A 14,133-nucleotide genomic window follows, 5' to 3' on the forward strand; every position below is an offset into this window, starting at 1 on the left:
TTACTTTTGCCAGTCTATCGTACACTTCGAGTTTTCCCCTGGTCACTACGCTCGTCGCCATATCCAGTATGAAGGGATGCCTGGAACCGGGGATGGCTATGGAAAAGGGATTAGTCCCGAGAACGGCCTCTCTTCCGAACGTTGGCACCACCAGAGGGTAGCTGTTGGTCATGGCTATCCCTATCATATCTCTTTTGAGCGCCATCTCTGAATAGTAGGCCGTTATGCCGTAATGGTTAGAGTTTCGTACGGAAACGAATCCCGCCAGGTTATTTCCGGCCTTCTCTATGGCCAGATTCATAGCCCATTTTGAAACGCTCTGCCCGGGCCCTCCCCTGCCATCCACCACGGCCGAGAGGGGGGTTTCGTACTTTACCGAAGGCGTTTCATTCAGTTTTATGTGGCCGGCGTTTCTCTCGTCTATGTATCGCCTGAGTCTCGCGACCCCGTGGGAGGGTATTCCCCTGAGGTCTGCCTCCAGAAGCACATCGACGATATCGGCCGAAACATCCTGCCCGAAACCTTCGGCAACCAGAATATCCACACATAGATTTCTCAGCGACGGGCTGTCTATTACTGTCATATCCATCTCAGACACATCCTTGAAAGAAATTTCTGACGATCTTCCCATAAATCTCTCTTGCGATATGGATCTCTTCCAACTCGACGTATTCGTTGGCCTTGTGGGCCATGCTGGCCGCTCCCGGTCCGAGTATCACGGTCTCGATACCGGAGGGGGCTATGAAGGCTCCGTCGGTGAAGTATGTCATTGTCAGTGGTTCCGGCTCTCTCCCAATCTCTACGAGGGTGGAGCGGACACAATCGCTCAACCTGCCGGAGGAGCTGAAAGGGTTGCGTGTTAGTAGAACCTTCTGACCGGCGCCTTCGAACCGCGAGAGGACTTTATCTATGACTCCGGTGACTTCCGGGGGCGAGATGTTGCTCATAAAACGTATATCCAGAACGCAGCTGGCGGAATCCGGAACGGTGTTCTCCTTGGAACCTCCCGATACCTTGTTCAGACTAACCGTCAGGCCTTCTATGCCACCTAGTTCACCGGCAATCCTTTGATAGGCGTCAATAAGAAGGAGTACCGCGTTTATTCCCTCTTGAGGCTGTGAACCGTGCGCCGATTTACCTTTGAAATTCAGTTCGCTCCAGACCGCTCCCTTTTCTCCACTCGCCAGTCTCATCGAGGTGGGTTCGCCGATCAGTGCGCCGGTTATTTCGAGCGTGTTTTCTTCGAGAAATCTTTTCACTCCGCTGCAGCCAACTTCTTCGTCACACGTCGCGAGAAAGGCCAGATTTCCCCCGAATCGTTCATCGCAGGAAAGATCGATGAAAGCCGCCATCATGGAGGAGAGGCCGGCCTTCATATCGGCCGATCCACGGGCATACACCCTTCCATTCTCAACGACGGGCTTGAAGGGATCGCCCGTCCATCCAGAAGCGGCCGGAACCACGTCCATGTGTCCGGCGAAAAGCAGATAAGGCAGCCCGCCGTTCCTGTCGATTTTCGCGAGAAGATTCACCCGTCCGTCGCCGACTCTCTGAATCGTGCAGTTTACACCGTAACCCCCCAGCGTTTCCTTTATGAACAGAGCCAGAGATTCTTCGTTGCCGGGAGGATTGGTAGTATCGTATTTACACATTTCAAGAAAGATCCTCTCCAGCTCGTCTTTACCGGGAATCATAGCTTTATACCGACATTCCATATAGAATAGTCGTCCTGTCCGAGGAGTTCCGACCTGGTTTCCGCTCCGTTGGAAACGTCGATCACCATATCGAAAAGCCTTTCTCCGCTCTTTTCAAGAGTCTCTTCTCCGGAAATCACCGCGCTGCAATCGAAGTCGATGCTGTCCTTCATTTTCATGGCCGTGTCGCGATTACCGGTAACCTTTATCACCGGAGCGATCGGATTTCCCGTCGGCGTTCCCTGGCCCGTAGTGAAGAGTATGATGCTGGCGCCACCGGCGACCATTCCCGTCACGGACTCCACATCGTACCCGGGAGAGTCCATTAGATAAAGACCGGGAGTCGCTTCTATGCTCTCCCCGTACTCTTTGACTCCCACGATAGGCACTTTGCCGCCTTTTATCATGGCTCCCAGAGATTTTTCTTCCAGAGTGGTAAGCCCTCCCCTGACGTTTCCCGGCGATATGTTGTTTGGAATATTTTCTCTATCGACCATGTCGCGGCTGTTGTTTCTGCTCTCGTTGATCATCCTCTCGAGCATGCGGGTGAATCTTTCCTTCTGAGAGTCGTCGCTCATGCGTTCGAAAAGGAGATGTTCGGCCCCCACGAGCTCGGTGGTTTCCGAGAGAATCACCCGACCGCCGTTTTTCCAGACCAGGTCGGCCACCTGTCCGACTACGGGATTTGCGGACAGTCCCGACGAAAAATCCGAACCGCCGCATTCGACACCGATCGTGAGTGCCGAAAGCGGAACACTCTGTCGCTCTATCTTCGAAACCTCGGCCACGAACTCCCTGGCCTTTTCCCTCCCCAATCTTATGGCTTCACCGTTGCCAACCTCCTGTACCATTATTAGCTCGGCCGGTTTGCCCGCCTGGGCGATCAGGTCTCTCAGTTCGTGGGGCGAAACCCTTTCACAGCCCAGGCCTATAACGATCACTGCCGCCACGTTCGGGTTGAGGGCGGTGTTTATTAGCGTTCTTCGGGTCTGGTGAAAGTCCTCTCCCAGTTGCGCACAGCCCTGGTTGTGCCTGGCGACCGCGCAGCCAGGTACCGACGAGGCTATCCTCTCGGCGACCTTCGATGAACAGATAACGCTCGGAAGTATCAACACGTAGTTTCGGAAACCCACACTTCCATCCTTTCTTATGTAACCCTTTATAGTTTTCTGCATATAGTAACGGCTTAAGCCTGTTCACCTCCTTTACCGGATTCCGTTCTGGCACTTTTGACGTTGTGGACGTGAACGTGCTGTCCCGCATATATTTCGTCGGTCGCGATTCCAATCCTGTTGTTGTACTTTATCACCGTGTCTCCGGGCATCATGTCTTTCACGGCCACTTTGTGACCGGAAGGTATAGAGTTCCTGGAAACGATCTTTCCCGCTGGACCGGTACCTTTTATCTCGATCGTTTCACCCGGCTCCGCTCTTTCCAGAAGAGTCGCCACGTTATCGTTTTGAGAAAGCAAAATCGCTTGCTTCATACCTTTGCCTCCAATTCTAAAAAGCTGGTTGCCGTCTTGTAATCAACTTTCGAAGACCCGAGGATCGAGCAGATTATATCCATTGAGTGCTTCAAATGACTGTCGAGAGCCATTTCAGCTTTTTTTAAGTTGCCCTCCAGAATCCCCTCCGCTATCTCCAGGTGTTCTTCCATCTCGCATATGATCCAGTCCTTCTGCTGCTGTGGCAAATAGTACTTGATGACGTTTCTCATCCTGGTGATGAGTATCGATATCTTCTGCATTATGTCTATGAGATAGCTGTTGCCACAATTATCCAGTATTAGCCTGTGGAGTTTGTAATCGATGTCGTAAGGAACGTTTTCCATAGTTTCTTCGCGGTTGGAAAGGTGCTTCCGCATTCTTATTATCAGATTTGAAATGGCCGTCATATCAACCGAGTCGATTGATTCTCTCAGCGCCAGCTTTTCGAGTTCGATCCTTACGTAGAAAAGCTTTCTCACTTCCTCCTCGTTTATCTCCTTGACATAGAAACTCTTCGACGGCCCCAGCATTAGCAAACCGTCCTCCTTCAACTTGTAGAGAGCGCCTCGAACAGGTGTTGACGAGACACCGTAGATGGTTTTGAGACGGCCGATAGTTAATTTTTTGCCGGGCGGTATCTCAAGTTCGACTATACTTTTCAAAATAGATCTGTAAACCTGTTGTTGAATTCCATGGAAACGGCTGCCGTCGGATCCAGTCATCGTAATCCCTCCCAGAACCGGGAATGCTCGCCCAGAAACCTGTAGCTATCTCTCAAGGTTTCGTACTGTTCTGCGCCGCAAAAGACTTCCACGCTGATATCTCCCGTGTAACCAGCCTTGAAGAGCAGGCTCAGGAACTTCTCGAAATCTATCTTTCCATTTCCGGGCGGCTCATGCATGGTGTCTGCTATATGAACGTGTTTTATGGTTCCTATCTGTTCTTGGACATACTCCGGGTCGGATCGCTGATCGAAGTGATCCGAGTCGAGAAGTATTGCGAAGTTCTTCAACCCGCTCGAAGAAATGAACTCGTATGTTTCCCGGCAACTGTTCAACAGAGGACAGATATCTCTTCTCAAAGGCTCTATGAGGATCGACAGACCCGGCAGGTTATTGGACACATATTCATCTACAACCCTCAGGGCTCTCTTTAATCGCTCCAGCGACTTTTCCGGTCCGTCTTCCCACACAGTTCCCCTCAATCTACCGATATTAAGGTTGACGCCCAGCGCCTTCGCCTTCTCTGCCGCATCTATCAATCCAGATAGAGCCCTCTCTCTTTGCGAACTCTCCGGACTGTTGAGGGCCATCCCCATCGTTCCGGCCATCTCGCCGGTACAAAGAAAGGAGATCCCGGTTTCCGTTTTTCTCTCCAGGAAACGGAGTTTCTCGACATCTACACGGGCCGGATCGGCTATCATCAGCTCGAAAAAGTCGAATCCGGCTTTCTTGAGCTGCCCGAGATTTTCTTCTAGCGAACCGGTGAGACCCGTAACCCTGGCTCCGGATGGAACATCTTCGTTTGCGATCATGAAGGCCAGTCTCATGAAGCCTCACACTCCCCCGGTCGCGTTCAGGACGGCCATCGCCAGCGAGATCTCCTTCGAATCGCTCGAATCGCTCCTGGAGGTCAGTACTACGGGGAATCCGGCACCGAGAAGCAATCCGGCTGTCTTACTGTGAGCCAGATGAACCAGTCCCTTTATGAGATTCGCGGCCGACTCGAGGTTCGAGCAGACCAGTACATCGGCTTCTCCCCCTACCGGAGAGAGAATCATTTTCTTGACGGCCGCCTCTTTGCTAAGCGCGGTATCCAGAGGCATGGGACCATCGATGTAGCAATTGCCGAAATGGCCTCTTTCCGACATTTTTGCGATCACGGCTCCGTCTATCAGATCCTGATTGGACTGGGTGATTCTCTCGTTTATCCCTATAACCGCTATCTTTGGTTTTTCAAAGCCAAGAGATCTGACGAACTCACAAACGTTTTCCACTATGCCTATCTTCGTTTTCAGATCTGGATTCACGTTGACCGTGCCGTCGGTTATGAAGAGAAGTCTTTCAAACCCGGGTACTTCGAGACAGGAAACGTGGCTTACGAGACGACCCGACGCTTTCACGCTTTCACTTCTGAAAAGAACTCTCAGAAAGACGGCGGTATTCACCAGCCCCTTCATGAGAACGGCCGGCTTGTTCGCCCTTATCGTTTCTATCGCCCTGGCGGTGTTGATCTCTTCGGTATCGCCCTCGATTATTTCGACATCTTCCAGGCCCCTGCAATACTCGCTGGATACTATCTTTTCTCTCTTTCCAAACAGAGTGAGTTTTATACCCCCTCCCCACGACCTCAAACTACCGAGAGCCTTCAGGGTAGAGTCGTCGTATGGCTGGACACAAAGCACTTCAACCTTTCCACCGCTCTGCCTGGCCTTTGATACTATCTGTGAAAGCGAGTTAATCTGCATCGTACCACCTCAATATTCTAGCGCCTTCTCCCGACCGGTTATCACCCTGTAAACCCCCGACGCGAGACTCTCCATTTCGAATTCGCCTGGAAAGAGAAAGACCGTGAATCCCTTTCCGAGCTTTTCTAGCAGGGCCGCCCTTACGAATTCCGATTTCACGACGCCACCGGTGAGGGCTAAAGCATCGGGGTACCCGCCGAAAACGGCCAGCAAACTGAAAATGTACTTCGCAATATTATAGATGTAAGCCTGAAGAACGACAACTGCGCGGCTATCGCCTCCGCGAGCCATCTCCACGATTTTTTCCACATCTCTGGTCTGAAAATGCGAATAAAGGCCACCGGCATGCGCCAGATGATGAAGGTAATCGTCACGCGAGCGGGCGAAATCGGCCAGTTCGTGGGTGGGAAGGGCGCCGGCCCTTTCCACGGCGAAAGGTCCTTCTTTGTCGCTGTTGTAAAGATCCACCATTCTTCCCTGAAGGTGGGCGCTCACGGAGGAGCCTCCCCCGAGATGGGCCACTATTATCTTTGCCTCTTCGTAACTTTTTCCCAGCTGAGAAGCGGCTCTCCTGGCTATCGCCTTCATGTTCAAAGCGTGCGATAGCGAGTTGCGCGTTATATCCCTGATACCCGTGATCTTTGCCCAGTCGGCCATTTCATCGACGCTTATTGGATCGACAGTGAAAGCCTCTATACTGTTCTCGAAAGCTATTTCCGAGGCGATTACAACTGCGGTGTTAGCCGGATGAACACCCTGAAGACCAGCCCTCGCGTCTTTCAACATCTGATCGTTTATTCTGTAAACTCCCGAACTCAACGGTTTTAGTCTTCCACCTCTGGCCGCAATGGCGCACAACTGTTTTGATTCTATCCCTGAATCGACCAGTGCGCGGAGTATCTGCCCTTTCCTTATGAGATACTGCTCGGGGAAGAGAGGGAGATCGAGTTGATTCTCTTGGAGTGTCAACGTCTTTCTGAAAACCTCCCTCTCACCGTCGAAGACGGCTATCTTCGTCGATGTCGAGCCCGGATTGATAACGAGTATATAGCAACTCATCCTAGGTAATCACTCACAATCTTCTTGAATTCTTCGATCTCCAGAACGGCGTTTCTAATTCTCCCTTCTTTCCTGACTATCTCCGTAAGTTCTTCGAGCTGATCATCACTACAGGTTATTCCAAGTCTCTTCAACCAGTACTTGATACTCGCCTGACCACTGAAGGCTCCGAGCTTCACCTGAATCTCGCCCATACCAACAAGAGATGGCAAATAAGGGGTCATGGCCGGTTCGATTCCGGCCTCATTCAACTTGTCTATGGCGTCAACGACTATGCCGGACTCGACCCAGAAGAGCCTCTTGCCGACTACAGGTTTGTTGTTGGCGACGGGTATTTTCGAGATATCTTCCACCAGTCTCGAAGTATAGGCGATCTTTTCAAGGTTAACCCCGGTATCGATACCCATGAGCAATTTCAGACCGGCAGCCACTTCCTCCGTTGCGACATTTCCCGTTCTCTCGCCCAAACCGTTGATCGAACTGTGGATACCCGCAGCTCCGGCCCTTACGGCGGCAAAAACCGAGCCCATGGCCAGTCCGAATTCGTTGTGAACGTGGAATTCCAGAGGAATATCCGGTATCGCCTTTCTGAGTTCGGTAAAGACGAACTCTATTGTGAACGGTGAGGCCACGCCGAAACTATCGACGAAGACTATGCTTTCCGGTTTGGCCTGCCTTGCCACTTCTGTAAAAACCTTAAATACGTAGTCGAAAGTCGAACGGGTCGTGTCCCAGCCCATGAATGTAGGTACCATCCCCTGTTCTTTCGCATACCCGATAGCCGTGACGACTCTATCTATAACCTTTTCGGCCGATACTCCGTACACGTATTCGTTGTCGTAAGGATTTATGGCGTGTTCTACCACCACTCTCTTTGCTCCGCACTCCAAAGAAGCGTCGATATCCTTTTTCATAGCCCTTGCGAAGGGCACTATCTCCGAGGTGAGGTTCATATCCACGAGCCTTCTGATCGCCCTTTTATTTTCGTCGGAGACCACCGGCATGCCTACTTCGATAGATTTAACTCCGAGTTCGTTGAGAGCTACACCTATTCGCACTCTCTGGTCTTCGTTCCAGGTCAATCCACAGGTTTGTTCTCCGTCTCTTAGCGTGACATCGTGTATATATACACTATCTCTGGCATTTTCACCTTTGATTGCCTTCTCGAAGTTCATGGGGCATACCCATTTTGAGCCGTCGAAATATTCCGTGCCGTTCAGCGGCATGTAATCGAGATCCTTAGGTTTCATAACTTTACCTCCATTGTCGTTTCTACTTGCGGTAGAATGTATGAGTTTTCTAGCACGACTATTTCTCTATCCTTCGCCTTTAAACTATCAATAGTCTTTTGCAGGTCATCGTGCACCGACAGGCCGATTTCGTTGAACATAGACCGGTAAGCGGTATGGCTCACGATGTGGACACGCTTTCTCTCCATTATATTCTTGACGGCGTAGGCGGCGACGTAGGCCAGCGGATCCTGAGCGGTCATTCCGTCCAGTTCCTCGAGAATCTCGGCGCTCTTTAGCCTTAGGAGTTTCGCAAATGCCGGATGATCGCCGAACCCCTCGTTTAGGGGCGACACCATTACAATATCTCCGCCGTCCTTGGTTATAAGGTCGGCAGTGTAGAGAGCCTTTCCTCCCTGCCAGAAATCCGTGATCGATGGATAGGATGATATCACCGTGATGTCCGACCGGCGCTCGAAGACACGAAGCAATTCGTTTCTGGCCAGTTCGACACCCCTTCTGTGTGCCGTTATATGGTCGCCCGAAACGCAGCCCATAACGGAGCCGTCTATACCGTAATAATAATTGATGATGAAATCAAGGCCGACTCTGGAACCCGTCTCGTCTATGAGATCTCGAAACTCGTTTTCGACGACGCCGACATCGGCCGAGCTGTTCAGAATTGCCATTCTGTGAGACTGGAAGACCGTCTCGTATGAAGCTACTCCCGGCACTACCATTTTTGCGCCGCCCGACCACCCCGAAAAGCGGTGGGGCACTATCGAACCAATCGCGACCAGCAGATCGCTCTCCACGTTTCTATTGATTTTCAACGGAACATCCAGGTAGTTTCCAAAATCCTTCATTTCGACGCCGTCAGCCGCGTCGTGCTGTATTATTTCGGTATTGGCCAGGAAGCTGGCGAATTTCTCGACAAGTTCGATTTTAGTCATCTTCCTGTGGGTACCGGTGGCGACTAGAAGCTTCACCCTGTCCCACGGAATCGCCCGCCTTCCAAACTCGAATTTTAGATGCCCGAGCGTCCCGAGAACCGGCGAGTGTCTCGTATGATCCTCCACTATGAAGACGATCCTGCCGGCTTCGCGCGCCATAGTGTACAGATCGACGTTGTCGGCCGTCGAAAGCGAGCTTTCGAGATCTCTATGAGCCCCTTTCCCAGTCGTGATTTTCAACGGTGCGAGAAGACTGCCAGCCGTAATCTCCAGCCCGAGTTTCTCTCCTGTCGTATAATCAAGTTCTACAAGCATTTCATTTGCCACCGAAGTACATTTCTCTTATTTTCTCGTCGCTTTTCACTTCTTCGACGCTTCCTTCAAGTTTTATCTGACCCTGAGAGACTATATATACTCTGTCGCTCATTGGCAGGGAAAGTTTTGCGTTCTGTTCCACGATGAGCATAGTCAGACCGGTGTCTTTTACGAATTTCTTCAAGGTTTCGAATATCCTCTTCACAATAACCGGCGCCAGACCCATCGACGGCTCGTCGATCATCATTATCAACGGCTCGGAAACGATAGCCCTGCCTATTGCGAGCATCTGCTGCTCCCCGCCGGAAAGAGTTCCTGCCATCTGCCCCTTTCTCGGCTTCAGCTCGGAGAAGAGTTCATAGACCCTTTCGATGTTGGGTCTGGCCTTTGCCAGGCCTACCCTCGTCGCGGCGACTTCGAGGTTTTCCTGAACCGTCAGCTCGGCGAAAACCTGCCTCCCTTCGGGAACGTGAATTACACCCAGTCTCGTGATCTTGTGCGGAGCAAGATTCTGGATCTCTTCTCCGTTGAGGAAAACCTTGCTTCCTGGCTCGCAAGGCACGAGTCCCGATATGCTCTTCAGCAGAGTTGTCTTCCCCGCTCCGTTTGGACCCAGCACAGAGACAACTTCGCCCTTCGCGGCCTTTATAGAGACTTTTCTGAGAGCGGGAACTTCGTTATAAGAGACCGATAGGTCTCTGGTTTCCAGTAAAAACATGTTCATTCCTCCCCCAGATAGGCTTTCAGGACCAGCGGGTCCCTTTCGATCTCTTCGAACTTTCCCTGCGCGATAACCTGACCGAAATTCAACACATATACCCAGTCGGCCACGGCCTTTATGAAGTCCATAGTGTGTTCCACCAGAAGAGTCGTGATTCCGCGTTCCTTGAGTATTATCATCAGATCCATTATCACTTTGAATTCGTCCCTGGTCATTCCGGCGGCCGGTTCGTCGAGGAAGAGAAGCTGTGGTTCCAGCGCCAGTGCCCTGGCTATCTCGAGACACCGTCTCAACCCGTACGCCATACCCGTTGGAGAATCGTAGGCCCTGTCTTCCAGTCCCACAAGTTTCAAAAGCTCTAAGGCCTTCTCTTTGTTCTCCTTTTCTTCCCTCTTGAACTTCGGGGTATTGAGAACCACGCTGATGGGACCGGATTTGTAGAACGGCTTCCTCGCGACGAGAACATTTTCGATAACCGATAGATTCTCAAACAGACGAATCTTCTGGAAAGTTCTGGCGATACCCATTCTGCTTATAACATTGACATCCAGACCGGAGATATCCCGGTCCTTGAAAAAGACCTTCCCACTGGTGATGGGGTGTACGCCCGTGACGACATTGATGAATGTCGTTTTACCGGAACCGTTAGGACCGATCAGGGCCGTAATCTTGCCTTCGGGGATTCCTATGGAGAGGTTGTTGTTCGCGACTACCCCTCCGAAGCTCTTGGTCATGTTTTCCGTTCTAAGTATGTCCATTTCCACCCCACCTTACAACGTCTTTGTGTTGCTTCTCTTCAGCCTGAAGATCTTCCTGAACAGGTTTTCAATTATCGGTCCCAGCCCCATAGGCATGAAGATGATTACCACTATGACAATCAGCGAAGTGACCATCAGATAATAGTTTTCCCAGCCACCGAACCTGAGAAACTCCGGGAGAAGCGTTAAGCCTATACCGCCCACGACTCCGCCGCTCATGTGCCTCAAACCTCCGACAACGGCCATGGCCACGAAGTTGGAAGATTCGAAAAACGTGAACGGCTCGGGAGAGAGAAATCCGGCCAGATGTGCGTAGAGGGCCCCTGCAAGACCTGCAAGGCCTGCGGCGAAACCGAAAGCCGCAATTTTCAGTCTCTTCGTCGAAATGCCGCAGCTCTCCGTCGCTACGTCATCGTCGTTCATCGCAAGCATCGCTCTACCGAAGTGGGAATGCTTTATTCTAAACATTATATAAACACAGAGAATGAGCAGAGCTCCAAAAAGCCAGAAGACCTGACCGAAGGAGAGCATATTATTGCCAACCGAATAGAAGGGAATTCCAAAGAAACCGTAAGGACCGCCCGTGATTGGCGTAAGGTTTATAACCAGCATCCACACAATCTGTCCGAAGGCGATCGTAACGAGCGAGAGGAAAAAGGCCTTCAACTTAAACGAGGGAATGCTCAACAAAAAACCTGCCAGAACACTTATGGCAATTCCTATGATGATCCCTACAGGTATGGGCATACCCAGTTTTACCGTGAAATATGCCGAACTGTAGGCGCCGATCGCGTAGAATCCGGCCTGTCCGAGAGAGATCTGACCCGCAAATCCGGTGAGAAAGACGAGGCCCGTCGCGAGGATGGCGTGAATCAGAGCCCTGTTCATCAGATACAGGTGGTACATATTCTTGTTGAGGATCGGAAAGAGTATTATTACAAGGATCGCTCCCGCGATAAATAACAGCTTCTTCATCTCACGCCTCCTATATCTTCTTGCTCTTCCAGTTGAAGATTCCGGAAGGCTTCAGTATGAGCACGGCAACGAGAACAGAGAAGGATATGATATCTCTGTAAGTCGAAGATATATAGAGGGTCGAGAAATTCTCGAGAAGTCCCAGGCTGATCCCTCCGAGTATCGTTCCGTAAGGATTGGTAAGACCGCCGAGAACGGCCGAAGCGAAGCCCTTTACCCCGATCGATCCTCCGCCCAGTTCAAGAGATACGAAGTAGATGGGAGCGAGAAGTATACCTGCGATTCCCACAACACATGTCGCCATGATGAATGAGAGTGAAGTGGTAACTTTAACATCTATTCCCATAAGAGCTGCGGCCTCTCTGTTCTGAGCCGCGGCGCGGAATGATTTTCCTATAAGAGTTTTGTTCAGAATAAAGTAGATCAGTACCATCAGTACAGCGATCACCAGATAAATATTCAGGTAAAGTGTCGGAATCCTGACGCTACCGATCGTGATGAAGTCTTTGTTGCCGCCGAACACAGGTGGGAAGGGTTTCGGAAGAGCCCCGTAGGTCACAATTATCAAATTGAGCCAGAAAGTGCAAAGCATCAACGTTGCAACTACAAATTCCAGTCTTCCTCCTCCCCTCTTCCTTATAGGTTCATATATGAAGGCCCGGAGGCCGATCCCGTAAAGCGCGATTACGCCTACGGACAGAACGAAAGAGAGAAAGAACCCCAGATTGACCATCGTATAGAAAGTATAGAAAAGGTAGGCTCCCAGCATGGCCGATGAGATATTGGCGAAGTTGATCCTGGAGATCGTCAGCCAGAGGAAAACAACGCCCAGCCCGACAAGCCCGTATGTAGCGCCTATTGAAGCCCCTGAAACTATATTCTGGAGAATGTCTTGAAGCATCATTCACACTCCTTGTCTGGATAAATAAAAGCGAGAGGAAGACCCTTTGCCTCCCTCTCGCCAAGAGGCTTAGAACATCTTGTTGATTATCTTCCAGTCTTTTCCGTCGAACTGAGAGATCAGACAAACGTTGGTGAAGTTGTGGTGCTCATCGCACTTAAGTTCTCCCTGGACACCGACTATATTTGCCTTTGTCGCCAGGTACTGGGCTATCTTCGTGCCATCGGTTCCAACGTTCTTGATCGCTTCTGCCAGAAGATACATTCCGTCGTAGTACGCCTGTGCGGGATCGCTCGGCTCCTTACCGTCCCATCTTGCCTTGTAAGCATCAACAAAAGCGACGACTGCCGGATCGGGATCGACGGGATTGAAACCCTGGACCGAGTAAACACCGATCGCCGCTTCGGGAGCTAGATCTGTGAAGGCCGGAACTCCCCACGCCGAGAAACCTATAATGGGCACATCGATCTGAAGCTGCCTTAATTGATTGACCGTTACGGCGGCTTCCGACTCGTGAGTCAGACCGATAAGACCGTCGAAACCGGCGTTTTTCAGCTTAAGAAGCTGACCTGTGGCATCCTTGTCGCCTTCTTTGATCTGTTCCATCGCTACAATTTCCACTCCGTACTTGGGGAACTCCACCTTCGCTACTTCTAGAGCCGCAAGGCAATAATCCGTCGAGCCGTAAATCACACCGGGCTTCTTGATACCAAGAACCTCAACGGCGTATTTGACAAGCTGGACAACCTTCACTTCGTCGTCAGCTCTCAAGCGGAAAAGGAAATCGTTGGGAATCTTTGTGTACCTGAAGGATGGAGAAGTAGCTCCGACAAGCATGGGGATTTTCGCCTGCTGGGCCAGCGGGTGGACTCCAATGACTGCACTGCTCATGTTCGGTCCAAATACCGCAACTACATTATCCTGGAAGAGCGCTCTTCTAACAACGTTTGCGGCGGTACTGGGATTGGCGGCATCGTCATAGACAATCATTTCGAGCATATCGCCGTTGATACCGCCGGCGGCGTTGATTTCTTCGAGAGCCAGCTGCGCACCCATCTTGATGTAATCGCCCAGAATCGAACCCAAACCTGTGAAAGGAGCTACAAGAGCAACTTTTATAGTTGCACCCAGAGCTGCGACTCCCAGAAGCAAGACAATTGCCAGCACAAGTACCCTGTTCAGTTTCATTCAAACACCTCCATATTTGGGGTAAGGTTGTACCCCGTTCTCACGGAAAGAATCTAAAATTGCGAATTCATTAAGATGATGCATTATACATCATGCAAAGTGTACCATGATTTCTATAAATCGCTCAACCTTTTGAGAACCGATCTGGCAAAATCCTGGATGATCTCGAACGATTAAAGGTTAGTAACTGAGTTTTTCTTATGAAAACGATGCAATTTCCACACAAGTGGAGAAGCAATAGGTAAGACTCGATGAAAAATGAAAAAGAGAGGAAAAATCCTCTCTTTTTCTGGCAGGCGAGGAGGGCCTCGAACCCCCGACCTACGATTTTGGAGACCGTCGCTCTGCCAATTGAGCTACTCGCCTACAAAAACGATTATAGAC

General features: G+C 50.8%; 15 protein-coding genes and 1 tRNA gene. All 16 read right to left on the reverse strand.

Annotated features, from left to right (window positions below):
- On the reverse strand, positions 1-589 hold a 589-nt coding region (locus tag PKX57_RS05065), incomplete at its 3' end, for an Ldh family oxidoreductase (RefSeq protein ID WP_472416275.1).
- Position 590: 1 nt separating this feature from the next.
- Positions 591-1,694, reverse strand: a complete 1,104-nt coding sequence (locus PKX57_RS05070; RefSeq protein ID WP_472416277.1) for a M20 family metallopeptidase — start codon at positions 1,692-1,694, stop codon at positions 591-593.
- Positions 1,691-2,869, reverse strand: coding sequence for a UxaA family hydrolase (locus tag PKX57_RS05075; RefSeq protein ID WP_214049974.1), 1,179 nt, complete (start codon positions 2,867-2,869; stop codon positions 1,691-1,693). The genes PKX57_RS05070 and PKX57_RS05075 overlap by 4 nt, the downstream gene beginning before the upstream one ends.
- Before the next feature lie 11 nt (positions 2,870-2,880).
- Positions 2,881-3,180: an SAF domain-containing protein gene (locus tag PKX57_RS05080; protein WP_213922853.1), complete on the reverse strand. Its 300-nt coding sequence runs from the start codon at positions 3,178-3,180 to the stop codon at positions 2,881-2,883.
- Positions 3,177-3,905 (reverse strand): FCD domain-containing protein, encoded by a 729-nt coding sequence (locus PKX57_RS05085; RefSeq protein WP_213922852.1) that lies wholly within the window; start codon positions 3,903-3,905, stop codon positions 3,177-3,179. The genes PKX57_RS05080 and PKX57_RS05085 overlap by 4 nt, the downstream gene beginning before the upstream one ends.
- A complete protein-coding gene (locus tag PKX57_RS05090; protein ID WP_213922851.1) occupies positions 3,902-4,732 on the reverse strand; it encodes a TIM barrel protein in 831 nt (276 codons plus the stop codon). The genes PKX57_RS05085 and PKX57_RS05090 overlap by 4 nt, the downstream gene beginning before the upstream one ends.
- A 6-nt stretch (positions 4,733-4,738) precedes the next feature.
- Positions 4,739-5,650, reverse strand: a complete 912-nt coding sequence (locus tag PKX57_RS05095) for a phosphate acyltransferase (protein ID WP_213922850.1) — start codon at positions 5,648-5,650, stop codon at positions 4,739-4,741.
- A 9-nt stretch (positions 5,651-5,659) separates the two neighbouring features.
- Positions 5,660-6,709, reverse strand: coding sequence for a butyrate kinase (gene buk / locus PKX57_RS05100; RefSeq protein ID WP_472416279.1), 1,050 nt, complete (start codon positions 6,707-6,709; stop codon positions 5,660-5,662).
- On the reverse strand, positions 6,706-7,959 hold the full coding sequence (locus PKX57_RS05105) for a LeuA family protein (RefSeq protein ID WP_169699186.1): 1,254 nt from the start codon (positions 7,957-7,959) through the stop codon (positions 6,706-6,708). The genes buk and PKX57_RS05105 overlap by 4 nt, the downstream gene beginning before the upstream one ends.
- A complete protein-coding gene (locus PKX57_RS05110) occupies positions 7,956-9,206 on the reverse strand; it encodes a lactate racemase domain-containing protein (RefSeq protein ID WP_472416281.1) in 1,251 nt (416 codons plus the stop codon). Before PKX57_RS05110 ends, PKX57_RS05105 begins: the two co-directional genes overlap by 4 nt.
- A 1-nt stretch (position 9,207) precedes the next feature.
- Complete coding sequence (locus PKX57_RS05115; protein WP_470745806.1) at positions 9,208-9,924, reverse strand: ABC transporter ATP-binding protein; 717 nt, start codon at positions 9,922-9,924, stop codon at positions 9,208-9,210.
- Between the two features lie 2 nt (positions 9,925-9,926).
- A complete protein-coding gene (locus PKX57_RS05120) occupies positions 9,927-10,685 on the reverse strand; it encodes an ATP-binding cassette domain-containing protein (protein WP_213922845.1) in 759 nt (252 codons plus the stop codon).
- Between the two features lie 12 nt (positions 10,686-10,697).
- Positions 10,698-11,660, reverse strand: coding sequence for an ABC transporter permease subunit (locus PKX57_RS05125; protein WP_213922844.1), 963 nt, complete (start codon positions 11,658-11,660; stop codon positions 10,698-10,700).
- Positions 11,661-11,670: 10 nt separating this feature from the next.
- Complete coding sequence (locus PKX57_RS05130; protein ID WP_213922843.1) at positions 11,671-12,561, reverse strand: ABC transporter permease subunit; 891 nt, start codon at positions 12,559-12,561, stop codon at positions 11,671-11,673.
- A 69-nt stretch (positions 12,562-12,630) separates the two neighbouring features.
- Positions 12,631-13,749, reverse strand: coding sequence for an ABC transporter substrate-binding protein (locus tag PKX57_RS05135; RefSeq protein ID WP_213922842.1), 1,119 nt, complete (start codon positions 13,747-13,749; stop codon positions 12,631-12,633).
- 290 nt (positions 13,750-14,039) lie between these two features.
- Positions 14,040-14,115 (reverse strand) — tRNA-Trp (locus tag PKX57_RS05140).
- Between the last annotated feature and the right edge of the window lie 18 nt (positions 14,116-14,133).

This window comes from Mesotoga sp. (assembly GCF_035363035.1).
Taxonomy (GTDB): domain Bacteria; phylum Thermotogota; class Thermotogae; order Petrotogales; family Kosmotogaceae; genus Mesotoga.

Excerpts from the sequence above, each read along its gene's own strand:
- PKX57_RS05105 (WP_169699186.1), bottom strand. The coding sequence starts at position 7,959 with ATGAAACCTAAGGATCTCGATTACATGCCGCTGAACGGCACGGAATAT.
- PKX57_RS05110 (WP_472416281.1), bottom strand. The coding sequence starts at position 9,206 with ATGCTTGTAGAACTTGATTATACGACAGGAGAGAAACTCGGGCTGGAG.
- PKX57_RS05095 (WP_213922850.1), bottom strand. The coding sequence starts at position 5,650 with ATGCAGATTAACTCGCTTTCACAGATAGTATCAAAGGCCAGGCAGAGC.
- PKX57_RS05085 (WP_213922852.1), bottom strand. The coding sequence starts at position 3,905 with ATGACTGGATCCGACGGCAGCCGTTTCCATGGAATTCAACAACAGGTT.
- PKX57_RS05075 (WP_214049974.1), bottom strand. The coding sequence starts at position 2,869 with ATGCAGAAAACTATAAAGGGTTACATAAGAAAGGATGGAAGTGTGGGT.
- PKX57_RS05120 (WP_213922845.1), bottom strand. The coding sequence starts at position 10,685 with ATGGACATACTTAGAACGGAAAACATGACCAAGAGCTTCGGAGGGGTA.
- PKX57_RS05080 (WP_213922853.1), bottom strand. The coding sequence starts at position 3,180 with ATGAAGCAAGCGATTTTGCTTTCTCAAAACGATAACGTGGCGACTCTT.
- PKX57_RS05125 (WP_213922844.1), bottom strand. The coding sequence starts at position 11,660 with ATGAAGAAGCTGTTATTTATCGCGGGAGCGATCCTTGTAATAATACTC.
- buk (WP_472416279.1), bottom strand. The coding sequence starts at position 6,709 with ATGAGTTGCTATATACTCGTTATCAATCCGGGCTCGACATCGACGAAG.
- PKX57_RS05115 (WP_470745806.1), bottom strand. The coding sequence starts at position 9,924 with ATGTTTTTACTGGAAACCAGAGACCTATCGGTCTCTTATAACGAAGTT.
- PKX57_RS05090 (WP_213922851.1), bottom strand. The coding sequence starts at position 4,732 with ATGAGACTGGCCTTCATGATCGCAAACGAAGATGTTCCATCCGGAGCC.
- PKX57_RS05135 (WP_213922842.1), bottom strand. The coding sequence starts at position 13,749 with ATGAAACTGAACAGGGTACTTGTGCTGGCAATTGTCTTGCTTCTGGGA.
- PKX57_RS05070 (WP_472416277.1), bottom strand. The coding sequence starts at position 1,694 with ATGATTCCCGGTAAAGACGAGCTGGAGAGGATCTTTCTTGAAATGTGT.
- PKX57_RS05130 (WP_213922843.1), bottom strand. The coding sequence starts at position 12,561 with ATGCTTCAAGACATTCTCCAGAATATAGTTTCAGGGGCTTCAATAGGC.